Origin of the sequence: Streptomyces sp. MB09-02B (assembly GCF_033794485.1) — a bacterium.
Classification (GTDB): Bacteria; Actinomycetota; Actinomycetes; order Streptomycetales; family Streptomycetaceae; genus Streptomyces.
In genome coordinates this window covers 52,577-77,864 of the sequence record NZ_JARGEE010000002.1, presented here as the reverse complement: position 1 = coordinate 77,864, position 25,288 = coordinate 52,577, and the positions used below count along the sequence as shown (strand labels likewise).

At 67.7% G+C, this 25,288-nt stretch carries 19 protein-coding genes and 1 pseudogene; 8 read left to right on the top strand and 12 right to left on the bottom strand.

From position 1 onward, the window contains the following. Positions 1 to 36: 36 nt before the first annotated feature. The 6 genes from trxB to P1P70_RS00810 all read right to left on the bottom strand — a co-directional run bounded on the left by trxB (position 37) and on the right by P1P70_RS00810 (position 9,329). Positions 37 to 1,008: a thioredoxin-disulfide reductase gene (gene trxB, locus P1P70_RS00835; protein WP_319233661.1), complete on the bottom strand. Its 972-nt coding sequence runs from the start codon at positions 1,006 to 1,008 to the stop codon at positions 37 to 39. A gap of 174 nt (positions 1,009 to 1,182) precedes the next feature. Next, on the bottom strand, positions 1,183 to 2,070 hold the full coding sequence (locus P1P70_RS00830; RefSeq protein ID WP_319233659.1) for a hypothetical protein: 888 nt from the start codon (positions 2,068 to 2,070) through the stop codon (positions 1,183 to 1,185). Beyond that, a complete protein-coding gene (gene sigM, locus P1P70_RS00825; protein WP_319233658.1) occupies positions 2,067 to 2,780 on the bottom strand; it encodes an RNA polymerase sigma factor SigM in 714 nt (237 codons plus the stop codon). The genes P1P70_RS00830 and sigM overlap by 4 nt, the downstream gene beginning before the upstream one ends. A gap of 24 nt (positions 2,781 to 2,804) precedes the next feature. Then, entirely contained in the window at positions 2,805 to 4,532 is a 1,728-nt protein-coding gene (locus tag P1P70_RS00820; protein ID WP_319233656.1) for a serine/threonine protein kinase, read from the bottom strand. A gap of 118 nt (positions 4,533 to 4,650) precedes the next feature. Next, a complete protein-coding gene (gene murJ / locus P1P70_RS00815) occupies positions 4,651 to 6,873 on the bottom strand; it encodes a murein biosynthesis integral membrane protein MurJ (protein ID WP_319233655.1) in 2,223 nt (740 codons plus the stop codon). 47 nt (positions 6,874 to 6,920) lie between these two features. Then, positions 6,921 to 9,329 (bottom strand): DUF6049 family protein, encoded by a 2,409-nt coding sequence (locus P1P70_RS00810; RefSeq protein ID WP_319233654.1) that lies wholly within the window; start codon positions 9,327 to 9,329, stop codon positions 6,921 to 6,923. A 236-nt stretch (positions 9,330 to 9,565) separates the two neighbouring features. Between P1P70_RS00810 and P1P70_RS00805 the strand changes: the two genes are divergently transcribed. Next, the gene (locus P1P70_RS00805; RefSeq protein ID WP_319233652.1) at positions 9,566 to 11,014 is read left to right on the top strand and encodes a CCA tRNA nucleotidyltransferase; all 1,449 of its coding nucleotides are present in this window, start codon (positions 9,566 to 9,568) and stop codon (positions 11,012 to 11,014) included. A gap of 98 nt (positions 11,015 to 11,112) precedes the next feature. Here P1P70_RS00805 and P1P70_RS00800 read toward each other — a convergent pair whose 3' ends face one another. After that, on the bottom strand, positions 11,113 to 12,402 hold the full coding sequence (locus P1P70_RS00800) for an MFS transporter (protein ID WP_319233651.1): 1,290 nt from the start codon (positions 12,400 to 12,402) through the stop codon (positions 11,113 to 11,115). 164 nt (positions 12,403 to 12,566) lie between these two features. Between P1P70_RS00800 and P1P70_RS00795 the strand changes: the two are divergent. Next, positions 12,567 to 13,745 (top strand): annotated as a pseudogene (locus P1P70_RS00795) (IS30 family transposase). 73 nt (positions 13,746 to 13,818) lie between these two features. Here P1P70_RS00795 and P1P70_RS00790 read toward each other — a convergent pair. Together P1P70_RS00790 and P1P70_RS00785 are read right to left on the bottom strand one after the other, a co-directional pair. Next, complete coding sequence (locus P1P70_RS00790; RefSeq protein ID WP_319233649.1) at positions 13,819 to 14,901, bottom strand: inositol-3-phosphate synthase; 1,083 nt, start codon at positions 14,899 to 14,901, stop codon at positions 13,819 to 13,821. Between the two features lie 44 nt (positions 14,902 to 14,945). Continuing rightward, positions 14,946 to 15,626: a PadR family transcriptional regulator gene (locus P1P70_RS00785; protein WP_319233648.1), complete on the bottom strand. Its 681-nt coding sequence runs from the start codon at positions 15,624 to 15,626 to the stop codon at positions 14,946 to 14,948. Between the two features lie 373 nt (positions 15,627 to 15,999). Between P1P70_RS00785 and P1P70_RS00780 the strand changes: the two genes are divergently transcribed. Together P1P70_RS00780 and P1P70_RS00775 are read left to right on the top strand one after the other, a co-directional pair. After that, positions 16,000 to 18,663 carry a transglycosylase domain-containing protein gene (locus tag P1P70_RS00780; protein ID WP_319233646.1) on the top strand — a complete coding sequence of 888 codons (2,664 nt, stop codon included), beginning with the start codon at positions 16,000 to 16,002 and terminating at the stop codon, positions 18,661 to 18,663. Between the two features lie 194 nt (positions 18,664 to 18,857). Further along, positions 18,858 to 20,357, top strand: coding sequence for a glycosyltransferase family 87 protein (locus P1P70_RS00775; RefSeq protein ID WP_319233645.1), 1,500 nt, complete (start codon positions 18,858 to 18,860; stop codon positions 20,355 to 20,357). 122 nt (positions 20,358 to 20,479) lie between these two features. Here P1P70_RS00775 and P1P70_RS00770 read toward each other — a convergent pair whose 3' ends face one another. From P1P70_RS00770 to P1P70_RS00760, 3 genes are all read right to left on the bottom strand, one after another. Further along, positions 20,480 to 21,511, bottom strand: a complete 1,032-nt coding sequence (locus P1P70_RS00770) for an alanine racemase (RefSeq protein ID WP_033530670.1) — start codon at positions 21,509 to 21,511, stop codon at positions 20,480 to 20,482. Positions 21,512 to 21,576: 65 nt separating this feature from the next. Beyond that, positions 21,577 to 22,698, bottom strand: a complete 1,122-nt coding sequence (femX, locus tag P1P70_RS00765; protein WP_033530671.1) for a peptidoglycan bridge formation glycyltransferase FemX — start codon at positions 22,696 to 22,698, stop codon at positions 21,577 to 21,579. Between the two features lie 224 nt (positions 22,699 to 22,922). Further along, complete coding sequence (locus tag P1P70_RS00760) at positions 22,923 to 23,237, bottom strand: hypothetical protein (RefSeq protein ID WP_319233643.1); 315 nt, start codon at positions 23,235 to 23,237, stop codon at positions 22,923 to 22,925. A gap of 264 nt (positions 23,238 to 23,501) precedes the next feature. On the opposite strand from P1P70_RS00760, the gene rpsF reads away from it, so the two are divergent. From rpsF to rplI, 4 genes are all read left to right on the top strand, one after another. Further along, positions 23,502 to 23,792 (top strand): 30S ribosomal protein S6, encoded by a 291-nt coding sequence (rpsF, locus tag P1P70_RS00755; protein WP_005482942.1) that lies wholly within the window; start codon positions 23,502 to 23,504, stop codon positions 23,790 to 23,792. Positions 23,793 to 23,871: 79 nt separating this feature from the next. Then, positions 23,872 to 24,471, top strand: a complete 600-nt coding sequence (locus P1P70_RS00750) for a single-stranded DNA-binding protein (protein ID WP_319233641.1) — start codon at positions 23,872 to 23,874, stop codon at positions 24,469 to 24,471. 81 nt (positions 24,472 to 24,552) lie between these two features. Continuing rightward, positions 24,553 to 24,789, top strand: coding sequence for a 30S ribosomal protein S18 (gene rpsR / locus P1P70_RS00745; protein WP_003949403.1), 237 nt, complete (start codon positions 24,553 to 24,555; stop codon positions 24,787 to 24,789). 18 nt (positions 24,790 to 24,807) lie between these two features. Next, entirely contained in the window at positions 24,808 to 25,254 is a 447-nt protein-coding gene (gene rplI, locus P1P70_RS00740; protein WP_045558490.1) for a 50S ribosomal protein L9, read from the top strand. Positions 25,255 to 25,288 lie beyond the last annotated feature (34 nt).

Sequence of the window (25,288 nt, the reverse complement as noted above, 5' to 3'; positions counted from 1 at the left end):
GCTCCTAACTGGTTGGTGCGGTGGGGCGGACGGGGGTCAGACGGTCGTCTTCTCAGGCTCGGCGGCCTGGTCGCCGTCGGCGAGAGCGGCAAGGAAGCGCTCGGCGTCGAGGGCGGCGGCGCAGCCGGTGCCGGCGGCGGTGATCGCCTGGCGGTACGTGTGGTCGACGACGTCGCCGGCGCCGAAGACACCGGTCAGGTTCGTACGGGTCGACGGGGAGGCCACCTTCAGGTAGCCCTCGTCGTCCAGGTCGAGCTGTCCCTTGAAGAGTTCCGTGCGCGGGTCGTGTCCGATCGCGATGAACAGGCCCGTCACCGGCAGCCCGGCCGTCTCGCCCGTCTTGAGGTTGCGCAGCTTCAGACCGGCGAGCTTCTGGTCGCCCTGGATCTCGGCGACCTCGCTGTCCCACACGAAGGAGATCTTCGGGTCGGCGAACGCCCGCTCCTGCATCGCCTTGGAGGCCCGCAAGGTGTCCCGGCGGTGGACGATGGTCACGGACTTGGCGAACCGCGAGAGGAAGGTGGCCTCCTCCATGGCGGTGTCGCCGCCGCCGATCACTGCGATGTCCTGATCCTTGAAGAAGAACCCGTCACAGGTGGCGCACCAGGAGACTCCACGGCCGGAGAGCGCGTCCTCATTGGGGAGCCCGAGCTTGCGGTGCTGGGAGCCCGTGGTGACGATGACAGCCTTGGCGCGATGCACCGTGCCCGCAGTGTCCGTGACGGTCTTGATCTCGCTGCTCAGGTCGACGTCGACGATGTCGTCCGGAACGAGCTCGGCACCGAAGCGCTCGGCCTGGGCACGCATGTTGTCCATGAGGTCGGGGCCCATGATGCCGTCCCGGAAGCCGGGGAAGTTCTCCACATCGGTGGTGTTCATCAGCGCGCCACCTGCGGTGACGGCGCCCTCGAACACCAGCGGCTTCAGCGACGCGCGCGCGGTGTAGAGCGCCGCCGTGTAGCCGGCGGGCCCGGACCCGATGATGATCACGTTACGGACGTCGCTCACGGCTTGGTTCCTCGTCTCTGGAGACTGCTGCGTACTGCCGGTGGGAGCTGCTCTCGAAACTCTCACCCCACCCAACGGATCCTAAGGGGCGCGCATTCCCGGTGTGTCCGGGCACACGGAGGCGCGACCCCGCCCACGGGTTTGCCCGAGGTGGCACAGCGCTGAAGCCCGTCCTCAGGGACGGGCGTAGGAGTGCTTCACGAGAACGTCGCCGACAGGTTCCGAAGCGTCCTTCAGGCACGAGGCGTCGACGACGTAAGCGGTGACGCGTGCGTCGTCGGAGCGGTCGGGCAGCAGAACCAGGTAAGCGTCAGCTCCGCGGTAGGTGCCCGGCTCGGAAGCGATCGCACCTGTGGTGTCTCCGATGCCCTTCGCGATGCAGTCGGGCACGTCGGCGGTGAAGAACGTCTTCGTGCTCTTGTCCGGTGAGGTGGCAGTCCCGAAGGGATCCCGTTCGGGGGAGCTGCCGCTCTCGGTCTTGCCCAGAATGGCCTCGACCCGCTTCTCCAGCTTGACGCCGGAGAAGGTGTCGGAAGCCGTGCCGGAAGGACTGTCGTTCTCACCGATCGACTGGACGAGAACGGCGCCGAAGCCCAGGGCCGCGATCGCGAAGACGGCACCGATAGCCGCCCTACGACGGCTGCGCGGTTTCCGACTCGTCCGGCCCGGCCCGGTGGACGCGCGTGGATGACCGGCAGGGCGATCCCCGGCAGGCGATGTTTCACGTGAAACATGCGAGCCGTTCTCGCTCGCAGCGGTGCGAGAGACAGCGGCGGGCTCTTCGGTCGTCTCGTTCTCGGGTGCCGCGGCGCTCAGCAGAGCCTCGGCAGCCAGGGCGGCGTCGATCCTTCCCGCTACGTCGTCGGGCATGCGGGGAGGCCCTGGCAGGGTGCCGAGCAGACCGCGGATCTCCTCCAGCGAGTCGAAGACGTCGGAGCAGAGAGGGCACTCGTCCAGGTGCTGACGGACATCCGCAGTGCGGGCAGGAGGCAGAAGACCCTCGCTGAGGTCGGAGATCTCCGTGACTTCCGGGTGCCCGGCCGCGTCGGTCGTGGATGTCACGCTCGCCCACCTCCGCCCTTCACAGCAGCTGAATCGCTTGGCCCTGCATCATGTGCTCCCGCTGCGGGTGGGACGGATGTCCCCTGCGCCCGGTTCCTTCCGCGCCCCGACTTTTTGCCGCCTTCCCCCTCGCCGTCCGCTCGGAGATGAGTCAGGAGCGGCAGAAGTCTGGCTCTGCCACGGGCGCAGCGGCTCTTCACTGTGCCGGTCGGCACATCGAGGATGCGCGCGGCCTCCGCCACCGGATAGCCCTGCATGTCCACCAGGACGAGCGCCGCCCGCTGATCCTTCGGCAGGGTGCCCAGAGCCTCCAGCAGCTGGCGGTGCAGATCATTGCGCTCGGCCGGAGCGGACGCCGATTCGTGCGGCTCCAGAAGCTGCTCCAGGCGCTCGGTGTCGTCGACGGGCGACGTCTTCCGGGACGCGGCCTTGCGGGCGCGGTCCAGGCAGGCATTCACCGTGATGCGGTGCAGCCAGGTCGTGACGGCCGACTGGCCACGGAAGGTGTGGGCGGCCCGGTAGGCGGACACGAGGGCATCCTGGACGGCGTCGGCGGCCTCCTCGCGGTCCCCCAGTGTGCGCAGTGCCACCGCCCAGAGCCGGTCCCGGTGCCGCCGAACGAGTTCCGTGAAGGCGTCCGAATCCCCCTCCACGTGCCAGGCCAGGAGATCCTGATCGCTCGCCCCGCTGTGATCAGCGCTGTGCGCCATCGGACCCCCTCCCGTCTGTGACTCTCAGCCCATGAACTTCACGTCGGTGATCGCCTGCTTGTAGCCAGGGTCGCTGTACTGGTCACCGGCCGCATTGGGCACATCGGTGAGCCAGACGAGAACGTACCGGGTCTTCACCGACTTCTTGGCGGAGATCTTGAGTTCTGTCCCTGTGGTCCGGTTGGAAGCGATCTTCGTCATGGAGCTGAGGGGAGCGGACGACGACAGGGAGTCGGCCGCGTAGAGCGTGGCCGTGGTGTGGTCGCCGGAGTAGTACAGCCCTATCGAGGCCGCCGACACCTCCTGTGCCGAGCCGAGGTCGTAGACGATGCCGACGCCCTGCTTGTACGGAGCCAGCGTGGGACCGCCCCTGAAGGAGTAGGTCCGCCAGTACGTCGACCCGCTGCTGTCGTACGTCAGGCCCACATCGCTGGGATGCTGGGCCTTCCCGTCCGGGTAGTACTCCGCTGCGCTCTTGATGCTGAGTGTCGTGACGGGCTTGGCTTTGTCGGTGCCCTTGCCATTGCCGTCGGTCGGCTGGCTCGTGTCCGGCTCGCTGGACTGGCTGCCCTGGTTCATGAGCGCGTCGGCCAGCTGCCAGCTGCCGAGACCGAGTGCGGCGATCAGCAGGGCCGAGACGGCCCACTTGAGGGCCTTGCCGGTCCGGCTCTGGAGCGGGGCAGGCGGAGCCTGCAGGGGCTGTGTGACACCGGAGTGGGGGGCCGGACGGCCGTACGTGCCCTGCTGGTACGTGGTGTGCTGGTAATCGGGCGGCGCGGTGAACGCGGGCTCCGGCGGGCGGATGCGGGGCATCTCGCCGATCGCCTTGACCAACTCCTCTGGCGTCGTGCACGGAGACTCATGGCGGGAGGCGGTGGCGCCGTCGTTGACGAGCGCCCGCATGGACAGCTCCGACAGCCCTCGGTGGACGCCCGCCCGGACCTGGTCGGGCGCGATGAGGCCGACGCCCTTGGGAAGCCCGGAGAGGCCGTGCGCGTCGATCTCGTACGGCCAGCGCTGGGTGAGCGCCGCGTACAGCAGTGCACCGATCGCCTCGGTGTCCGTGCGCTGGGGGGTGTCCGAGCCGATGCCGCGCAGCGCGGCGTTCACCGCGAGACCACGAATGCGCCACTGGCCGGCGGCGGAACGCAGCACCGCACTCGGGTTGAGCCGCAGATGCGAGAGGCCCTCCCGGTGCGCGGCGGCCATGGCGTGGGAGAGCTGCGTGACCATCTGGTACGCGTCATGCGGTTCCAGCGGACCCGACGCCAGCAGAGTCGTCAGTTCCGTGGCGTCGGGCAGCCATTCGTGCACCACGTACACGAGGTCGTTCTCCTCGACCGCGTCCAGCACCTGGACGAAGCGGGGATCACCCAGCAACGCTGAGGAGCGGGCCGCCGCCAGCACGGACCGAGCACGTGTGTGATCGGCGGGCAGTACATGCACTCCGACCGCGCGACGCAGTTTCTCGTCCACGGCACGCCAACTACTGAAACCGTCCAGACGGGTGACGCACTCTTCGAGGCGGTAGCGCCTGGCGAGCTTGTGCCCGCTGTGCAGTTCGGGCGGTGTCGTCTTGGAAGGGCCCTCGGAACCGCCGCTCCCCTGTGCCTCTTCGCTCGCCGAGCTTTCCGTGTCCCGCTCCCGGTTCTGGGCCTCCCCGTCGGCCGTGGACTGGTCCGCTTGTGCGGTCAGCGGCTCGTCCCCGCTGTTGTCTGCCACGTCGACGGCAGCTGTGCTCCGTTCCGCCACCGTCGTCCCTGCCTCCCCATCCGTTGAGCGTTCCAAGACGCCAAAGCCAATTGTGCCCACAGTCCGCCGCTATGAGCGACACGCGTCGGCGGACGATGGTTGTGCGCGTACCCCAGCCTCAGCGCCCCAGCCGTCCGCGGACCATACCGACCATCGAGTTGAGCTCTTCGATGCGCATGCGTCGAGCGGCGACGTAGAAGACACCGAGCAGAACGATTCCTCCCCCGAAGAGCGCGAGCAGCGAGCCGCCGACGCCCTGTCCCAGGGCCCGGCTGATGCCGTAGCAGGCGGCACCACTGAGCAGCGCCGCGGGCAGCGAGGCGATGGACAGTCGCGCGTACGTCCGCATGACCCTGGAACCGTCCAGATCCCCGCCCAGCCGCTTCTTGAGACGACGCCAGGCCACGCCGACACCGATCATGTAGGCCAGACCGTACGAGGCCGCCATGCCGACCACCGCCCAGCGGGCCGGGATCACGAAGAAGCAGACCGCCGAGGCACTCGCGTTGACCGCCGCCACGATGACCGTGTTGTAGAAGGGCGTCCGGGTGTCCTCGTACGCGTAGAAGGCGCGGAGGACGACGTACTGCACGGAGTACGGGATCAGGCCGAGCCCGAAGGCCATCAGCATGAAGCCCATGTTCGTCGCCGCGCCGGTGCCGGACGAACCGAAGATCAGCGTGCACATCGGGATGCCGAGCGAGACGAAGCCGAAGGCGATCGGCACGATGGCGACCGCCGTGGTGCGCAGGCCCTGTGAGATGTCGTCACGCACGGCGCCGGCGTCGTCCTCGGCGGCCGAGCGCGAGATGCGGGGCAGGAGGGCGGCCATGAGCGAGACGGTGATGATGGCCTGCGGCAGGCCCCAGATGAGCTGGGCGTTGGCGTAGGCGCTGAATCCGGTACCGGCGATCCTCGTCTCTGTGACCGCTGCGGTCGCCAGCTGAGTCACCACGAGGGCGCCCGCTTGGTTGGCTAGGACGAACAGGATCGTCCACTTGGCGAGCATCGCGGCCTTGCCCAGACCGTGTCCCTTCCAGTCGAAGCGCAGCCGCAGCCGGAAGCCGGTTTCCCGCAGGTACGGGATCATCGCCAGGGCTTGGACCACGAGGCCCAGGAGAATGCCGATGCCGAGCAGCCGCTCCCCCTCTGGGGGAATGTTCTCGACCGTCATGTGGGAGTTGGCGGCGCTGCCGTAGACCCAGAGGAACGCGCCGAGAGTGACGATGATGACGATGTTGTTGAGGACCGGAGTCCACATCATCGCGCCGAAGCGCCCACGGGCGTTGAGGATCTGCCCCATCACCACGTGAATGCCCATGAAGAAGATCGAGGGCAGGAAGTACCGGGTGAAGGTGACGGCGACGTCGTTGGCTTCGGCGTTCGTGGCGAGGGGGGTCGACAATGCCCGAACCAGTAGTGGCGCGGCGAACATGGCTAGCGCTGTGAGGAGACCGAGGATCATCATGACCAGGGTCAGCAGCCTGTTGGCGTACGCCTCTCCACCGTCATCGTCCTCTTTCATGGCCCGTACGAGCTGAGGCACGAAGACTGAGTTGAGACCACCGCCGACGGTGAGGATGTAGATCATCGTCGGCAACTGATAGGCGACTTGGAAGGACTCACCGAGAAGGGCGAGACCGAGCGCCGAAACGATCATCGCCGAGCGGATGAACCCCGTGAGGCGCGACACCATGGTGCCCGCCGCCATGACGGCGCTCGACTTCAGCAGGCCCGAGGCCCGCCCGCCCTTCTTCGCGGCCGGCGCGGGCGTGGGAACAGGGGCGGGCTCCTCGCGGACCGCACGGTCGGGACCCGGGCCCGGGGACGGGGGCGGGGTCGGACCCGGAACGGACGGCTGCCCCACCGGGGAGCCGCCCTGCTGCTGGTCGCGGAAGAGATAGGCGAAGGCGTCCGGCTCGTGGCGCTCCTCACCGGCCTGCGTCACCAGGTCGTCCACGCCGACGAACTGGGTGGTCCGGGCGTCGTCCCCGTACGGCAGATGCCGTGTCGGCCCCTCGGGCTCGGGCGCCGGGGTCTGGGCCCACACGCGAGGGTCGGGCGCGTACTGCGGCGCCGACGGCTGTGCGTAGAGCGGTTGCTGCGGCTGGTAGGTGCCCGGAGCCGGTGGCGGGTGGGCGGCGCGGTCGTAGAGCGCCTCGGCGACCGGGTCCTGGGCGGCGAGATCCCGAGCGCGGTAGGGGTCCTGGTCGTAGGCGTCCTGGAGGTACATGTCCGCGGGGGGCTGCGGCGGCACCTGGCCCGGCCCGGGCAGCGGGCCGTCGGGGTACCCCGAGTCGGCCGCGCCCTGGCCGCGGTCACCGTCGTACGGCGCGTTCATGGTTACCCCACCTCATCGTCCCCGGGCCAACCGGCCACGACAATCGCTCAACGGTCCACTCTCTCACCCGTGCCGGACGGGTCGGCGCTTTCCGGAGCGGTGTCCGGTGCCGGGTCACTCCGGTGCTCCGGCTCGTCCGGCACGGACTTCACCGGGCGCTCCTCCTCGGCAGTGTGTACGACTGAAGCCGCCTCGGTGTTCGCGTCGTCGTCCTTCGAGGCGCTGTCCGACGCCTCGTCGTCCGTCGGGGCTCCCTCCGCCTCCACTCGGGCGGCGGCGCGCTTGCGTTGGGTGTACATCCGGAAACCGGCGAGGACGAGGAGCAGGACGCCACCGGCGATGACCAGCATCACCGTAGGGGTGACCTCGGTGACGTCCACCGTGAAGCTGACCTCGTCACCATACTTCTCGCCGTCCATGGTGTAGAGCTGGGCGACGACGGTGACCGGCCCGTTGGCCTCGGCGTTGGTGGTGAACTTCACCGACTCGCTGTGCCCACCGGAGATGTCGACGGACTGCTCGTCGAAGGAATCGTCACCGATCTTCAGACGCTTCGGTGCATTGGACGAGAGGCGCAGCTTCAGGTTGTCGACACCCTGCACGAGGTTGTTCTGCACGGTCACGGGGATCGTCGCGCTGCGGCCCGAGAGCTTCGTCTCGGACTTCTCGATCAACCGCACCTGCTCGGTGAGCGAGTTGAGGTACGACTGGACGCCGTTGCGGTAGATCGCAGCGTCCATGGAACGGCCTCGCCAGGAGGTGGACATCTCCCGGTCCATGGTCCTGCCGAACGGCGTGACCACTCGGGACTGGTCGGAGAGGATCACCTTGAAGCGATCCAGGTCGGCCTGCGTGGTCCGGATCTCCTCGAAGGCGGACTTCGCCAGTGCCTGCTTCCGCAGTTTCGAGGGGTACGCGGTGGCCGGCGGAATCCTGGTGGTCGCGCTCGGATCGGGCTTCGCGGCGGCGGCAGCCGAGAGTTCCTGGGGCTGCGACCAGTTTCCGCCCTGAAGGGCGGTGAGAGCCTGCGCCATCGTCTGCGCCTGGCTGGCCGACGGCATGCGCTGCGGAGCGATCACGATGCTGCGCTGCTTGCCGTTCTGGAGGTCCGTCGTCAGGCTCTGGGCGAGGAACCGCTGAACCGCCAGCGTGGAACTCTCGGCCTTCGTCATGTCGCCCTGGAAGGCCGTCGACAGTCGGGCGTCCGCGACCACCGCCGTGGTGCCGCCGCCGACGGGCCGAGCCGCGTTGGGTGTGTAGGACAGGCTGCTGCTCTCCTGCAGGCTGTCGCTGCGGGCGATCACCTTGTCCGCGCCCGCGGAGATGGCGACCTTCACGATGGACGGGTCGACGGCGCCGTTCACGGGCCAGGCGAAGTCCGTCTCCGGCTCCACCCGGAGGATGTTCTCGACTGTGTCGGCGGCCACGTCGGTGGCGTCTTTCAGGCGGCTGAGCGAACCGGTGATCGTCTTGCCGTTGTGGGCCAGCGCCGCGAGGTCGGGGTCGGCGAAGGGGAGGGCGATCACCTCCTCGCCCTGGACCGCTGTCTCCAGCTCCGCCAGCCATTCCTTGGCGACGGCCTGATTCCTGCCGGCGACGGTGGTGTCCCCGCTGCGGACCTGGTAGCCGCCCGTCATCGCGACGACGGATGCCAGCAGGTCCGGATCGATCACCCAGGTGACGTCCAGGTCCTTGCCCAGCGTCAGTAGCTGCTCCAGGCGTCCGCCCGCGGAGATCTCCTTGGCCAGGTCGTCGTTGAGGAAGACGGGCGTCTGCTGCTCCCCGGGACCGGTCTCGGCCGTCAGGTGGGTGCTGGAGATCAGCGGCCAGAGAAACGTGCTCTTCGTCTTGGTGCCCGCCTCGTCGGGCTGCCAGGGCAAGAACGTGCGCTGGATGCCGAGGACCTGGTCGTACTGAGCTGCGGCGGTCCTGCCCGAGAGGGAGACCCCCAGCTGATAGACACCGTCCGAGTCGAGGTCCAGTTCCTTGACGGGCACGGAGATGGTGAAGGGCTGCGCCACTCCCGAGGCGAGCGCGGAGAACTTCTGCGTGTACTTTCCGCCGACCTCGGGCCCGTCGGTGTACTGGTCGAAGCCGGTCCGTTTGGCCGCGTCGTCGATGGACGAGCGGCCCTTCACGGCAGCCGGGGCCACCCGCAGGCCCACATGGGCGTCCGTGACGGTCTGCTTGCCCTTGTTCGTGACCGTGCCCGAGACGGTGACGGTGTCGCCTTCGGTGGGCACGCTGGGACTGAGTGAGTCGAGGGAGACCTCGACGGTGTTCGACCCCGTGGCCTCGGCCAGAGAGACCTTCGGGGCCGCCTGCGCGGCAGGGGCCGCGGGCAGCTGGAACAGGCCGGCCAGCAGGGGGGCCCCAGCGAGGAGAGCCCCGGTGCGCAGCAGCCACCGGCGGGCAGGTGAGGGACTCGTCCCCTGGAAGTCTGCCGCCTCGGCCACGCGCTCGCCCGTCTCTCGTCGTCGTCAGTGGTCGTCGGAATGTGCGTCCACGCATGGTAACGATGTGCGCTGAGAGGAAGTGCCGCGGTCCGCTCCACAAGATCGGGGAACGAGGTCGGGCTGTCCCCGTATGTGCACGTATCAAAGGGCTGGGGTCGGGGTTCACCTGCGCGAATCCCTTGTGCACGTTCAATGGAGGCGACCGCGGCCACCGGCGCCCCGTACCCTTTTCAGTTGTGCCGAACGCCAACGAAGACAACAGTGCCCTGAGCCAGGTGCAGCGCCGTGCAGTGAGCGAACTGCTGAGGGTGTCCCCTGTCGCCGACGACCTCGCTCGCCGTTTCCAGGAGGCCGGGTTCTCGCTCGCCCTGGTCGGCGGTTCGGTCAGGGACGCGTTGCTCGGCCGGCTCGGCAACGACCTGGACTTCACGACGGACGCCCGCCCCGAAGACGTGTTGAGGATCGTGCGGCCCTGGGCGGACGCCATCTGGGAGGTCGGGATCGCGTTCGGCACGGTGGGCGCTCAGAAGGACGGCTACCAGATCGAGGTCACGACCTACCGGTCAGAGGCGTACGACCGGACCTCGCGCAAGCCCGAGGTGTCGTACGGCGACTCGATCGAGGATGATCTCGTGCGCCGTGACTTCACCGTGAACGCGATGGCGGTGGCCTTGCCCGAGAAGGAGTTCATCGACCCGCACGGCGGGCTGGAGGACCTCTCGGCGCGCGTCCTGCGCACCCCCGGCACACCTGAGGCGTCCTTCTCCGATGATCCGCTGCGCATGATGAGGGCCGCGCGCTTCGCTGCCCAGCTGGGCTTCGAGGTGGCTCCGGAGGTCGTCTCGGCGATGGGCGACATGGCCGGCCGTCTTGACATCGTCTCGGCTGAGCGGGTGCGGGACGAGCTGAACAAGTTGATCCTGTCCGCCCACCCCCGTGAGGGCCTGACCCTCCTGGTCGACACCGGTCTCGCCGAGCACGTCCTGCCCGAGCTGCCGGCGCTGCGGCTGGAACGTGACGAGCATCATCGGCACAAGGACGTCTACGACCACACACTGATCGTTCTGGAGCAGGCGATCGCGCTGGAGGAGAGCGGGCCGGACCTCACGCTGCGGCTCGCCGCGCTGCTGCACGACATCGGCAAGCCCCGTACCCGTCGTTTCGAGAAGGACGGCCGGGTCTCCTTCCACCACCATGAGGTGGTGGGCGCCAAGATGACCAAGAAGCGCATGACCGCCCTCAAGTACTCCAACGACCAGGTCAAGGATGTCTCGCGGTTGGTGGAACTCCACCTGCGCTTCCACGGATACGGCACCGGCGAGTGGACGGACTCCGCTGTCCGCCGCTATGTGCGAGACGCCGGCCCGCTCCTGGACCGCCTCCACAAGCTGACCCGCTCCGACTGCACCACACGGAACAAGCGCAAGGCGAGCGCTCTCTCCCGGGCGTACGACGGCCTGGAGGAGCGCATCGCCCAGCTCCAGGAGCAGGAGGAACTGGACGCCATCCGCCCGGATCTCGACGGCAATCAGATCATGGAGATTTTGGGTGTCGGGCCCGGCCCCGTGATCGGGCAGGCGTACAAGTTCCTGCTGGAGCTGCGTCTGGAGAACGGGCCGATGGAGCACGACGAGGCCGTGACAGCACTCAAGGAGTGGTGGGCGGAGGCGTCGCAGGTTTCCTGACGGCGCCAGTCGGTTGTCTTCGGCCGGCATCGGCGCGACGGCGATGTTTCACGTGAAACCGAGCTCGATGTTTCACGTGAAACATCGCCGTCGCCGTATCAGCTCCGCCGGGCCACGCCGAGGCGGGCCATAGTCACAGCGATCACTCCGTAGATCACCGCCACGGTGACCACCAGGGCGGCCGAGCGGCCGTCCGGTGGGAGCATCAGGGCGGCCACGGCAGCGGCGCCGACGAAGGCGACGTTGAACAGGACGTCGTAGAGGGAGAAGATCCGTCCCCGGTAGCCGTCCTCGACGGAGGACTGGACGATCGTGTCCGTCGAGATCTTCGCTCCCTGTGTGACCAGACCCAGGACGAAGGCCGCGATCAGTATGGGCACCTCCGTGAAGGGCAGGCCGAGCGCCGGTTCCAGCACGGCGGCGGCCGCGGAGCAGGTGACGATCCAGAGGCCGGGGCCCAGCCGCCCCGCGGCCCAGGGGGTGATCACCGCCGCGGTGAAGAATCCCGCTCCCGAGATGCCGACGGCGAGACCGAGGAGTGCCAATCCCTCATCGGAGTCGGACACCCCCGAGCTGTCGGACGACCAGGCGTAGCGGCAGAGCATGAGCACCATGACGGTCAGGGCGCCGTAGCAGAATCGCATCAGCGTCATAGAGGCCAGCGCCCAGGCAGCCGCCCGCCGTCCCGGCTCGGCGAGATGCCGTACGCCCGCTGCCAGACCCCGCGCGGTGCCGGCGAGGGCGGCCCACAGCCGTGGCTGCACCAGCTCGGGATCCGGGCCGAGCAGCTCCCGGGCGATACGCAGGGAGGCCAGTGCGGCGCAGAGGTAGAGGCACGCGCCCAGGAGGACCACCGCGGCGTCGGAGTCCGACGCCACGAGCCGTACGGCGAAGGCGAGTCCGCCGCCTGCGGTCGCAGCCAGCGTCCCGGCTGTCGGCGAGAGCGAGTTGGCGATCACCAGGCGGTCGGCGTCCACTACACGGGGCAGTGAGGCGGAGAGGCCCGCCAGGACGAAGCGATTGACCGCCGTCACGCACAGCGCGGAGGCGTAGAAGAGCCAGTCGGGCACATGGCTCAGGACCAGGACGGCCGTCAGCGAAGCCAGGAGGGCGCGGAGCAGGTTGCCGTACAGCAGCACCTGGCGACGTCGCCAGCGGTCGAGCAGGACGCCGGCGAAGGGGCCGACGAGGGAATACGGAAGAAGGAGGACCGCCATCGCGGAGGCGATCGCGGCGGCCGACGTCTGTTTCTCGGGCGAGAAGACGACGTACGTGGCCAGCGCGACCTGGTAGACGCCGTCGGCGCCCTGGGACAGCAGCCGTACGGCGAGCAGATGCCGGAAGTCCCGGAAACGGAGCAGGACGCGCAGGTCGCGCACGACGGACATGGGGCACAGCCTCACACACAGGGAAGGCCCCCGGGCACCTGCTTGAGTTCTAGTGGTCGTCGCAACACCCCAGTTCAAGGGGTGCAATGGACTTCGAGATCCGCGAGAACAAGAGGCCGGGGGCCGGGAAACTGACCCGGGAGCGGGCCGCATACTTCCAGCTCATGGAGCAGGGCTACAGCACCCGGGAAGCGGCCCGCATCGTCGGGATCAACCTCCGCACGGGCAAGAGGTGGCGTAACGGCCGCCAGGCGTCCGGCGGCAGCAAGGCGGTTGCTCCGATCTATCAGGAGCCCAGGCAGGCACCCGTGCCACCGGAGCCGGAGGGACCGCCTCAGCCGTCGCGGTATCTCCAGGAGCACGACCGCATCCACATCGCCGACCGGCTGCGTGAGAAGGCATCCGTCCGGCAGATCGCCGCCGAGCTGGGCCGCAGCCCCTCCACCATCAGCCGCGAGATACGCCGCAACCGCCGAGCCATGCCCAAGGGAGGATGGACCTACCAGCCCTTCCATGCCCACCGCCGTGCCGAACGGCGCCGCCCCCGGCCCAAGGTGGGCAAGATCGGCCAGAACCCCGAGCTGCGGGACTTCGTCCAGGAACACCTGACGATGCGGTGGAGCCCCGAGCAGATCTGCCAGTCTCTGCGAGCACGCTTCCCCGACCGGCCGGAGATGCACGTGGTCCACGAGACGATCTACCAGGCCCTCTACGTCCAAGGCCGTGGTGAACTGCGCCGGGAGCCGGCCCGCGCTCTGCGCACCGGACGTGCCGTGCGCCGCCCGCACCGCCACGCAGCCAAGCGGATCTCCCGGCCGGTCAAGAACATGGTCATGATCAGTGACCGGCCGGCCGAAGCGGAGGACCGGGCCGCCCCCGGGCACTGGGAGGGCGACCTCATCATCGGCAAGGACGGCCGTTCCGCCATCGGCACCCTCGTCGAACGCTCCACCCGCTAAGTGATGCTCGTGCATCTGCCACACGGACACAGTGCCCTCGCGACCCGCAATGCGCTCACCACTACCGTTCAGACCCTCCCGCAGCACCTGTGGCGATCCCTGACCTGGGACCAGGGCTCGGAGATGGCCGCCCACAGCGCGTTCACCGTCGCCACCGACATCCCGGTCTACTTCTGCAACCCGGCCAGTCCCTGGCAACGCGGCTCGAACGAGAACACGAACGGCCTGCTGCGGCATTATTTCCCCAAGAGCACCGACCTCAGCGACCACACACCCGAGCACCTGGAGACGGTGGCCGCCGAACTCAACAGCCGCCCACGCAAAACGCTCGGCTGGGAAACCCCAGCCGAGCGCCTCGCTAAGCTACTGGACCTAGCCAGCTGACCAGCAGTGTTGCGACGACCCTTCGAATTCGCCCCTGACCCGGGGGCCTGCAAGGCCCACTACGAGCGCGTGATCAGCGCTCGACCTCGCCCTTGATGAACTTCTCGACGTTCTCACGGGCCTGGTCGTCGAAGTACTGCACCGGCGGGGACTTCATGAAGTACGACGACGCCGACAGGATCGGGCCGCCGATGCCCCGGTCCTTGGCGATCTTCGCGGCGCGCAGCGCGTCGATGATGACACCGGCGGAGTTCGGGGAGTCCCAGACCTCGAGCTTGTACTCCAGGTTCAACGGGACGTCACCGAAGGCACGGCCCTCCAGGCGGACGTACGCCCACTTGCGGTCGTCGAGCCAGGCGACGTAGTCCGACGGGCCGATGTGGACGTTCTTCTCGCCGAGCTCCCGGTCGGGGATCTGGGAAGTGACGGCCTGGGTCTTGGAGATCTTCTTGGACTCCAGGCGGTCGCGCTCCAGCATGTTCTTGAAGTCCATGTTGCCGCCGACGTTCAGCTGCATCGTGCGGTCCAGGATCACACCCCGGTCCTCGAACAGCTTCGCCATGACGCGGTGGGTGATGGTGGCACCCACCTGGGACTTGATGTCGTCACCGATGATCGGGACGCCGGCCTCGATGAACTTGTCCGCCCACTCCTTGGTGCCGGCGATGAAGACCGGAAGGGCGTTGACGAAGGCGACCTTGGCGTCGATGGCGCACTGGGCGTAGAACTTCGCCGCGTCCTCGGAACCGACGGGCAGGTAGCAGACGAGGACGTCGACCTGCTTGTCCTTGAGGATCTGGACCACGTCGACCGGGTCCTCGGCGGACTCCTCGATGGTCTCGCGGTAGTACTTGCCGAGGCCGTCCAGCGTGTGGCCGCGCTGCACGGTCACACCCGTGCTCGGCACGTCACAGATCTTGATCGTGTTGTTCTCGGAGGCGCCGATGGCGTCCGCGAGGTCCAGACCGACCTTCTTGGCGTCGACGTCGAAGGCGGCGACGAACTCCACGTCCCTGACGTGGTAGTCCCCGAACTGCACGTGCATGAGGCCCGGGACCTTGGACGCCGGGTCGGCGTCCTTGTAGTACTCGACTCCCTGCACCAGCGACGCGGCGCAGTTGCCCACACCGACGACGGCTACGCGAACCGAACCCATTCCGGTTGCTCCCTGTGTGTACGAGTGAGGTCCTGGCAGGGACCTCACGTGGTGGTGTCGCCGGGCGCATCCGGACCGGGGGCGTCCCCGGTCCGGGGCAGGGCGCCCGGCGCTCCCTCTGTGGTGTCGCGAGCGGGCTCTCGGTGGGCGGGGCCCTTCAGGTCCCGTCCCGCCCGCTCGCTCTCGATGAGCTCGTTCAGCCAGCGCACTTCGCGCTCCACGGACTCCATCCCGTGGCGCTGGAGCTCAAGCGTGTAGTCGTCGAGGCGCTCGCGGGTGCGTGTCAGAGAGACACGCATCTTCTCCAGCCGTTCCTCCAAACGGCTGCGACGGCCCTCCAGGACGCGCATCCGCACGTCCCGGGAGGTCTGCCCGAAGAACGCGAAGCGAGCGGCGAAGTGCTCGTCCTCGTAAGCGTCGGGACCCGTCTGCGAGAGCAGCTCCTCGAAGTGCTCCTTACCTTCCGCCGTCAACCGGTAGACGATCTTGGCGCGGCGACCCGTGAGCGGGACGGCGGCAGCATCCTCCGAGGTACCGCCGGACTCCTCGATCAACCAGCCGTTGGCGACCAGCGTCTTGAGGCAGGGGTAGAGCGTCCCGTAGCTGAAGGCCCGGAACACACCCAACGACGTGTTGAGTCGTTTGCGCAGCTCATAGCCGTGCATTGGGGCTTCGCGGAGCAGACCGAGGACGGCGAACTCGAGTATTCCGGAGCGCCGGCTCATCGTCGCCTCCCGTCTCCCGCTCGCCCTGTCGACACGATGTATGCCGAGCTGATGTATCGACTCGATACATCACGACGATAGAACGCCCCTACGGATGCGACAAGTGGGGATCCGGTGAACGGGGTCACATCACCGATTAGTAGGAAGCAAGTTGCCTGATTTGGGGTGAAGTTAAGTCCCCAGTGGGTTTGGGCGGTGCGTAGTCTGTGCGGCATGCACACCACTGGGAACCGAGTGACGTTTGAGCACGTCGTCGTCCTGGGTGCGGTACGGATGAATGCCAACACGACCGCATCCGTACTTCGGGGGGACCGGAAACCAGCCGCCGTTTCCAGGCGCGCACGGGTGCGCCTGCCCGAGGAGTAGTCGTTCGATGAGCGAGCACCGTCGCAAACCGCCGCAGCCGCAGGGAGGCGGACGTGCCGCGGCCCGACGCGGCCAGTCGGCGTCCTCCGGCCGCCGCGCTGCACCGCGGGGCGCCACCGGGTCACTTTCCGAAACCTATGGTGCGGGAGGTGAGGAGTCCCCGTACGAGGGCCGCGCCGCGACTCGACGTGCGGCGCAGAGAAGTACCGGCGTGGGTCCGGGCGGTGGTCGTCGTAGAGCGGCCGAGCCCGCGGGCCGTGGGCCGGGTCGTGGCCGAGGGCGCGCCGTTCCACCCGGAAAACAGCGCTTTATCGACTACCCGCGTGCCGGCAGGTACGGGGCGATGCGGTGGGTGCCCTCGTGGCGCCAGGTGACAGGGCTGTTCATCGGCTTCTTCGGCTGCCTCGTGGCGGCTGCGGGCATCGGGTACGCGGTGGTTGCGGTACCCGACCCGGCTCAGGCCGCGACGGCGCAGAACAACGTCTACTACTGGTCGGACGGCTCGCAGATGGTCGCGACGGGTGGCGAGGTCAACCGCCAGATCATCGCGTACGAGAAGATCCCCAAGGCGATGCGTCACGCTGTCATGTCGGCCGAGAACAAGACGTTCGAGACCGACAGCGGCGTCGACCCGATGGGTATCGCCCGCGCCGTCGTCAACATGGCCAAGGGCGGTCAGACGCAGGGTGGTTCCACCATCACCCAGCAGTACGTGAAGAACGCCATGCTCGAGGACCAGTCGCAGACGCTGTCCCGGAAGGTGAAGGAACTCTTCATCTCGGTGAAGGTGGGCGCCTCCGTCGACAAGGACGAGATCATGCGCGGCTACCTGAACACGGCCTACTTCGGCCGTGGCGCCTATGGTCTCCAGGCGGCTGCCCGCACCTACTTCGGCAAGGACGCGGAGAAGCTCAACCCGAGCCAGTGCGCCTTCCTCGCGGCGGTTCTCAAGGGCGCCACGTACTACGACCCGGCAGGTGCGACGTCGATCGACCCGGCCGCCTCGTCGGAGGCGAACACCAAGCGGGCCACGGAACGCTGGGGCTGGATCCTCAACGAGATGGTCAAGGACAAGCATCTGTCCGCGGCCGAGAAGGCCAAGTACCCCAACTTCCCCAAGATCCAGCCCCCCCGCTCGAACGCACAGCTCGGCGGCCAGATCGGTTACCTGGTCGACACGGCCAAGGGCTACATCCTCAACAACACCGACATCACGCAGAAGCAGCTCGAGCAGGGCGGCTACGAGATCCACACGACCTTTGACAGGAAGAAGGTCAAGGAACTCGAGAAGGCCGTGACGAAGGTCCGCAAGGAGAACATCGATCCGGACCTGCGTCCGAAGACCGACACCCATGTGCAGTTCGGTGGCGCGTCGGTGAACCCGAAGTCGGGTGCCATCGAGGCGATCTACGGTGGCGTGGACGCGACCAAGCACTTCACCAACAACGCCGACGTCACCGGAGCGCAGGTCGGCTCGGTGTTCAAGCCCTACGTCCTGGCGGCGGCCATGACCTGGGGCAAGCGCGACCCTGGCCTCGATCCCGACCAGGCGCAGGACGAGCGGACCATCGTCTCGCCGAAGAGCCTCTACAGCGGGAAGAACAACCTCAAGATCAGGGACTACAACGGCGACATCTGGACCAACGAAGAGGGCAAGGAGTGGCTGCAGGCCAACGACGGCGACGAGTCGTACGGCAGCCCGCCGAAGTACCAGATCGATCTCCGTGAGGCGATGAGGGTCTCGGCGAACTCCCCCTACGTCCAGCTGGGCATGGACGTCGGTCTGGACCGGGTGAAGGAGGCGGCCATGGAGGCAGGCCTCAAGGAAGGCAGCCTGACCGGCACGGGCTTCCCGTCCTTCTCGATCGGTATCTCGGACCCGAGCGCGATCCGCATGGCGGGTTCGTACGCGACCTTCGCCGCCAGCGGCAAGCAGAACGAACCGTTCTCGGTCAAGAGCGTCGAGTACGAGGGGCTGACCAGGTTCAAGCACGACGACATCGCCGATACCAAGCGGGCCTTCACGACGGAGGTCGCCGACAACGTGACCGACGTCCTCAAGACCGTCGTCGAGGAGGGAACCGGTACGTCGGCTCAGCTGACCGGCCGCGAGGTGGCGGGCAAGACCGGCACCACCGACGGCAACAAGTCGGCCTGGTTCGTCGGGTACACCCCCCAGTTGTCGACGGCGATCAGCATGTACCGCATGGACGACGACGAGTCGAACAAGAACCGCAAGTTCCTGGAGATGTACGGCACGGGCGGCCAGAAGACGATCCACGGTGCCTCGTTCCCGGCCGAGATCTGGCACGACTACATGGAGGACGCGCTCAAGGGCCAGCCGGCGGAGGACTTCCCGGAGCCGGACCCGATCGGCGTGATCATCAACGATGATCCGGACCCGACGCCGACCCCGACGGTGACCGAGTCGGAGGAGGAGTCGCCCGAGCCGAGTCCGACGCCGTCCGAGAGCGAGCCTCTGCCCTCGCCGACACCCAGTGAGCCCTGCCGCAACCCGTTCAATCCCACCTGTGAGGAGACCGGTGGCACCGACACGGGTGGCACGGATACCGGTGGAATCGACGGCGGGGTGACCGCGTCACCTTCAGAGTCAGAGGATGATTCGAGAGGCAATCAGAACGGGGGGCTCTTCGGAGGCAACGACGGGTAGCTCCCCGCCCGGCAGCATCTGTTTCACGTGAAACATGGGCCACCGCACCGATCGGGTGCGGTGGCCCTCGCCGTGTCCCTAGTAGAACCCGATGCGGTGGCGGCCTATGTTTCACGTGAAACATAGGCCGCCGGATACGACGGGATGCTGTGCTCCTCGGCGTATCCCTAGGTGCGTACGGCAGGATGTGCGGCATGCCCAGTGCAGAGACGACGCGAGTGAGCACGGACGAGCCGGAGCCGGTGCGGCCCACCAAGGAGGACGAGGTCGCTTCGACCGGCAGTGAGCTGATCGGCGGACCGATCGGGCGCCGGGCGCTGCTCGGCACGTCCTGGTGGACGCCGGTACGGGTCGTCGCACTGGTGGCCATCGGCATGTTCGCGCTCGGCATGGTGCAGAAGCTGCCCTGCTACGACGGCGCCTGGTTCTTCGGAGCCAGCTCCCAGTACACGCACGCCTGCTACTCGGACATTCCGCATCTCTACCAGGGGCGTGGGTTCGCGGACGGCCTCGTGCCGTACTTCGACAAGATCCCTGGCGACATGGAGTACCTGGAGTACCCGGTACTGACCGGCGTGTTCATGGAGGTCGCCGCCTGGCTCACCCCGGGCAGCGGCACCATCCAGGACCAGGAGCAGTGGTACTGGATGGTCAACGCCGGGATGCTGATGGCGTGTGCGGCGGTCATCGCGGTCTGCTGCGCGCGCATTCACCGCCGACGCCCGTGGGACGGCCTTCTGGTGGCGCTGGCGCCCGCTTTCGCGCTGACTGCCACCATCAACTGGGACCTCCTCGCGGTCGCCCTGCTGGCCGCCGCGATGCTGATGTGGTCGCGTCGGCGGCCGCTCGCCTTCGGCGTGCTGATCGGGCTCGCGACGGCCGCCAAGTTCTACCCGTTTCTCGTGCTCGGACCCCTCTTCGTGCTGTGTTGGCGAGCGGGCAAGTGGCGCGCGTTCGCGACCGCGCTGCTCGGTGCCGTCGGGGCATGGCTCGCGGTGAACCTTCCGGTGATGCTGCTGGCACCCGACGGATGGTCGAAGTTCTACCGCTTCAGCCAGGAGCGTGGTGTGGACTTCGGTTCCTTCTTCCTTGTCGTCTCGCAGCGGCTCAACATCCAGATCACCGCCGAGACGGCAAACGCGTACGCGATGGTCTCGATGGTGATCGTCTGTACAGGCATCGTCGCGCTCACGCTCACCGCCCCGCGCCGCCCGCGCTTCGCGCAGCTCGCCTTCCTGATCGTCGCGGCCTTCATCCTCACCAACAAGGTCTACTCGCCGCAGTACGTGCTCTGGCTGGTTCCGCTCGCCGCCCTGGCCCGGCCCCGCTGGCGGGACTTCCTGATCTGGCAGGCCTGCGAGGTGGCCTACTTCCTGGGGATCTGGATGTACCTCGCGTACACGACCAGCGGCGACGCTCACAAGGGCCTGCCTGCCGAGGGGTACCAACTCGCCATCATGGCGCACCTGTTGGGCACGCTCTACCTGTGCGTCGTCGTCGTGTGCGACATCTTCATGCCCGAGCGCGACGTGGTGCGCAGGGCCGGTGACGACGATCCCTCCGGAGGAGTGCTCGACGGCGCGGAGGATCTCCACGTGTTCGGCGCGGCCGCTCATCCCCCGAGGCACGCGATGCCCTTCGAAGGGCCTCAGGTGGAATGGGGCAGTCGTGGCCCAGGGGGTGGTTCGCTCTGAGCGAACAGGCCGGAGGGCGCCCCAGGAACAACGCGAAGGCCGTACACGAAATCTCGTGTACGGCCTTCCGCGTGTCCTCGCGGGCTGACGCGTTCGGTGTTCCCGTCCTTCGGGACAGGGGCTCAGCGGTCGACGATCCGGTCGAACTGCGTGGTGGTGTGTCGCAGATGGGCCACCAGTTCCTCGCCGACCTTGGGCTCCGGGGCGTCCGACGGCACGAAAAGGATCGACACCTGCATGTGGGGCGGCTCGGCGAACCAGCGCTGCTTGCCGCCCCAGACGAACGGAGAAAGGTTCCGGTTGACCGTGGCGAGACCCGCGCGGGCGACGCCCTTGGCGCGCGGCATGACACCGTGCAGTGCCTTCGGGGCCTCCAAGCCCACTCCGTGCGACGTACCGCCGGCCACGACCACCAGGAAGCCGTCGGAGGCCGCCTTCTGCTGCCGGTAGCCGAAACGGTCGCCCTTGGCGACGCGCGTGACGTCCAGCACGGCACCGCGGTACTCGGTCGCCTCGTGGTCGCCCAGCCACAGCCGGGTGCCGATGCGGGCCCGGAAGCGGGTCTGCGGGAACTGCTGTTGGAGGCGGATGAGGTCCTCGGACTTGAGGTGGCTGACGAACATGGTGTGCAGTGGCAGGCGGGCAGCCCGCAGCCGGTCCATCCAGCCGATGACCTCCTCGACGGCGTCCGAGCCGTCGGTGCGGTCCAGCGGCAGGTGGATGGCGAAGCCCTCCAGACGCACGTTCTCTATGGCCGCGTGCAGCTGGGGCAGTTCCTGCTCGCTCACCCCGTGCCGCTTCATCGAGGACATGACCTCGATGACGACCCGGGCGCCCACGAGGCCGTACACGCCGTCGACCGACGACACGGAGCGGATGACGCGGTCGGGCAGGGGGACGGGCTCCTCAGCGCGCCGGTAGGGCGTCAGCACCAGCAGGTCACCGCTGAACCAGTCCTTGATCCGGGCGGCCTCGTACGTGGTGCCGACGGCGAGGATGTCCGACCCGAGACGCGTGGCCTCTTCCGCCAGCTTCTCGTGCCCGAAGCCGTAGCCGTTGCCCTTGCAGACGGGGACGAGTCCCGGGAACTGCTCCTGAACGTGCTTGTGGTGTGCCCGCCAGCGCGCGGTGTCGACGTACAGCGTGAGCGCCATGGACGGTCCCGGAACCTTTCTCGTGGCTGCGGTGTATCAGAGGTATGGAAGCAAAAACGGGGGCGTCAGCGGCGCGACATGTAGATGTCGAGCGCCTTGTGGAGCAACTTGTTCAGCGGGAAGTCCCACTCACCGAGGTATTCGGCGGCCTGTCCGCCCGTGCCCACCTTGAACTGGATCAGGCCGAAGAGGTGATCCGTCTCGTCCAGCGAGTCGGAGATGCCTCGCAGGTCGTAGACGGTGGCGCCGAGGGCGTAGGCGTCGCGCAGCATGCGCCACTGCATCGCGTTCGAGGGCCGGACCTCGCGGCCGATGTTGTCCGAGGCCCCGTAGGAGTACCAGACGTGTCCGCCGACGACGAGCATGGTCGCCGCGGACAGGTTCACGCCGTTGTGCCGGGCGAAATAGAGCCGCATGCGGTTGGGGTCCTCGGTGTTGAGAGCCGTCCACATGCGCTGGAAGTACGACAGCGGGCGGGGCCGGAAGCGGTCGCGCACGGCCGTGATCTCGTAGAGCCGCTGCCACTCCTCCAGGTCGTGGTAGCCGCCCTGGACGACCTCGACCCCGGCCTTTTCGGCCTTCTTGATGTTGCGGCGCCACAGCTGGTTGAAGTTCTTGTGGACCTCTTCCAGGGACCGGTTGGCGAGCGGCACCTGATAGACGTACCGCGGCTGCACGTCACCGAAGCCGGCTCCGCCGTCCTCTCCCTGCTGCCAGCCCATGCGGCGCAGCTTGTCGGCGACCTCGAAGGCCCGCGGCTCGATGAAGTCGGCCTCGATGTCGCGCAGGCGCTTCACGTCCGGGTTCTGGATGCCCGCCTTGATGGAGGTGGCCTCCCAGCGCCGGATGATCACCGGCGGGCCCATCTTCACCGAGAAGGCGCCCTGGTGCTTCAGATGCGCGAGCATCGGCTCCAGCCAGTCGGTGAGGTTCGGAGCGAACCAGTTGATGACCGGACCCTCGGGCAGATACGCGAGGTAGCGCTTGATCTTGGGCAGCTGGCGGTACAGCACCAGGCCGGCGCCCACCATCTCGCCGGTCTTGTCGTCGAACCACCCGAGGCTCTCGGAGCGCCACTCGGCCTTGACGTCGGCCCAGGCCGGGACCTGCATGTGGCTAGCCGAGGGCAGGCTCTGGATGTATGCCAGATGCTGCTCACGGCTGATCGTCCTCAGGGTCAGGCTCATTCGGGGCGCTCCTCGGGCTGGTGTGTCCCCATGGGTACAGGGGCTCCGGCTCTCGCGCCGAAGCCTACTGCGCCCTGCGGGCGCCCCGAATGGCTGTATGGCACCTGGAGCCCGCCCAGCACATGGTCAGGACGTCAGGTGGTGTTATTCGGCCGCTTGGTCCGATGTGAGACCACGGACAGCATGGGGCACAGTCCGCCGACCGCTCGACGGGAGTCGCGGAGTCAGCCGATGATCCCGCCGAAGAGACCTCCGTGGGCCATGCCGAGGAAGAATCCGACGGCCGAGGCACCGAGACCCACGATCAGGCCGAAGCGCTCACGGGTCGTCTCCGAGATGAACTGTCCGTATGCGCCGGTCAGAATCCCCACCAGGCCCGTCCAGGAACTGAGCAGGTGCAGGTGGTGGAACATCGCCGTGATGAACGAGACCGCCCCGAGTACGAGCGTCACGGCGAGCAGGGTGTCCTGCACGGGGTGGGGCTTGTCGTCGGTGGCGAACAGGGAGCCGGCGATGTTGGGTCGCAATGTCTGTGCCATGGGGCACCTCCTGCGGAAAACGGCGCATCGTAGCGCCATACACACCCGATGTGTACAGATTGACGGTCACCACCACCGGATTTCAACCGGAAGCGGGTGTGCGGGTAGTCTGTACCGTCTGCACCGGTGTCTGCCCAGGCCATGACAGGAACCCCCTCTCGGGGACCCAGATTGTCAGTGGCTGCCGATACCGTTGCGTACGCATCACAACCCTCCTGCCACGGAACGACCGTGGCCGCTGAGTCCAAAGGAGGTGGGTTCTACATGCGTCACTACGAGGTGATGGTCATCCTCGACCCCGATCTGGAGGAGCGCGCCGTCGCCCCCCTGATCGAGAACTTCCTCTCCGTCGTCCGTGAGGGCAACGGAAAGGTCGAGAAGGTCGACACCTGGGGCCGTCGTCGTCTCTCGTACGAGATCAAGAAGAAGCCTGAGGGCATCTACTCGGTCATCGACCTGCAGGCCGAGCCTGCGGTCGTCAAGGAGCTCGACCGCCAGATGAACCTGAACGAGTCGGTCCTCCGGACCAAGGTCCTCCGCCCCGAGACCCACTGAGCGTCCCGCTCAGCTGATCTCGGGATTCGAGTAGCAGCAACCAAGCAGCCAGAGCAGCAAACCCGCCGAGAGGTTCCCCATGGCAGGCGAGACCGTCATCACGGTCGTCGGCAATCTTGTCGACGACCCCGAGCTGCGCTTCACCCCTTCCGGTGCGGCGGTCGCGAAGTTCCGTGTCGCGTCCACCCCGCGCACCTTCGACCGTCAGACCAACGAGTGGAAGGACGGCGAGAGCCTGTTCCTGACCTGCTCGGTCTGGCGTCAGGCGGCGGAGAACGTCGCCGAGTCGCTCCAGCGAGGCATGCGCGTCATCGTGCAGGGCCGGCTGAAGCAGCGGTCCTACGAGGACCGTGAGGGCGTCAAGCGCACGGTCTACGAGCTGGACGTCGAGGAAGTCGGCGCCAGCCTGCGCAGTGCCACGGCCAAGGTGACCAAGACCGCCGGAGGCGGCCGCGGTGGCCAGGGCGGTTATGGCGGCGGTAGTGGTGGCGGCCAGGGTGGCGGTGGCTGGGGCGGAGGCCCCGGTGGCGGCCAGCAGGGCGGCGGCGCTCCCGCTGACGACCCGTGGGCCAGCGGCGCTCCCGCCAGTGGCAACCAGGGCGGCGGCGGTGGCGGCGGCTGGGGCGGAAGCTCCGGCGGCGGCGGCGGTGGCGGCTACTCGGACGAGCCCCCCTTCTAAGCCTGCGAGGCCGGAGCACCGGTCGTCGAGGTCGAGGGCGGGGCCGCACCCCAAACTTCTTGATCACACAGGAGAAACACCATGGCGAAGCCGCCTGTGCGCAAGCCGAAGAAAAAGGTCTGCGCTTTCTGCAAGGACAAGGTCACGTACGTGGACTACAAGGACACGAACATGCTGCGGAAGTTCATTTCCGACCGCGGCAAGATCCGTGCCCGCCGCGTGACCGGCAACTGCACGCAGCACCAGCGTGACGTCGCCACGGCCGTCAAGAACAGCCGTGAGATGGCGCTGCTGCCCTACACGTCCACCGCGCGATAAGGGAAGGGTGACCGACACATGAAGATCATCCTCACCCACGAGGTTTCCGGCCTCGGCGCTGCTGGCGACGTCGTCGACGTCAAGGACGGCTACGCTCGCAACTACCTGATCCCGCGGAAGTTCGCGATCCGTTGGACCAAGGGTGGCGAGAAGGACGTCGAGCAGATCCGTCGCGCTCGCAAGATCCACGAGATCCAGACCATCGAGCAGGCCAACCAGATCAAGGGTCAGCTCGAGGCCGTCAAGGTCCGTCTGGCTGTCCGCTCCGGCGACGCCGGTCGTCTTTTCGGTTCCGTCACCCCGGCCGACATCGCTTCCGCGATCAAGGCTTCCGGTGGCCCCGAGGTCGACAAGCGCCGCATCGAGCTGGGTGCTCCGATCAAGACGCTGGGCGCTCATGAGACGTCCGTGCGTCTGCACCCCGAGGTTGCCGCCAAGGTCAACATCGAGGTCATCGCGGCCTAAGGGTCGCGCTCGCTGAAGCGGTGTATGGGGCCGC

Bases quoted from the DNA above. Each gene is read 5' to 3' on its own strand.
- P1P70_RS00770 (WP_033530670.1), bottom strand. From the start codon at position 21,511: ATGGCGCTCACGCTGTACGTCGACACCGCGCGCTGGCGGGCACACCAC.
- sigM (WP_319233658.1), bottom strand. From the start codon at position 2,780: ATGGCGCACAGCGCTGATCACAGCGGGGCGAGCGATCAGGATCTCCTG.
- P1P70_RS00800 (WP_319233651.1), bottom strand. From the start codon at position 12,402: ATGTCCGTCGTGCGCGACCTGCGCGTCCTGCTCCGTTTCCGGGACTTC.
- P1P70_RS00760 (WP_319233643.1), bottom strand. From the start codon at position 23,237: ATGGCACAGACATTGCGACCCAACATCGCCGGCTCCCTGTTCGCCACC.
- P1P70_RS00775 (WP_319233645.1), top strand. From the start codon at position 18,858: ATGCCCAGTGCAGAGACGACGCGAGTGAGCACGGACGAGCCGGAGCCG.
- murJ (WP_319233655.1), bottom strand. From the start codon at position 6,873: ATGAACGCGCCGTACGACGGTGACCGCGGCCAGGGCGCGGCCGACTCG.
- femX (WP_033530671.1), bottom strand. From the start codon at position 22,698: ATGAGCCTGACCCTGAGGACGATCAGCCGTGAGCAGCATCTGGCATAC.
- P1P70_RS00750 (WP_319233641.1), top strand. From the start codon at position 23,872: ATGGCAGGCGAGACCGTCATCACGGTCGTCGGCAATCTTGTCGACGAC.
- rpsF (WP_005482942.1), top strand. From the start codon at position 23,502: ATGCGTCACTACGAGGTGATGGTCATCCTCGACCCCGATCTGGAGGAG.
- P1P70_RS00790 (WP_319233649.1), bottom strand. From the start codon at position 14,901: ATGGGTTCGGTTCGCGTAGCCGTCGTCGGTGTGGGCAACTGCGCCGCG.
- P1P70_RS00780 (WP_319233646.1), top strand. From the start codon at position 16,000: ATGAGCGAGCACCGTCGCAAACCGCCGCAGCCGCAGGGAGGCGGACGT.
- P1P70_RS00785 (WP_319233648.1), bottom strand. From the start codon at position 15,626: ATGAGCCGGCGCTCCGGAATACTCGAGTTCGCCGTCCTCGGTCTGCTC.
- rpsR (WP_003949403.1), top strand. From the start codon at position 24,553: ATGGCGAAGCCGCCTGTGCGCAAGCCGAAGAAAAAGGTCTGCGCTTTC.
- rplI (WP_045558490.1), top strand. From the start codon at position 24,808: ATGAAGATCATCCTCACCCACGAGGTTTCCGGCCTCGGCGCTGCTGGC.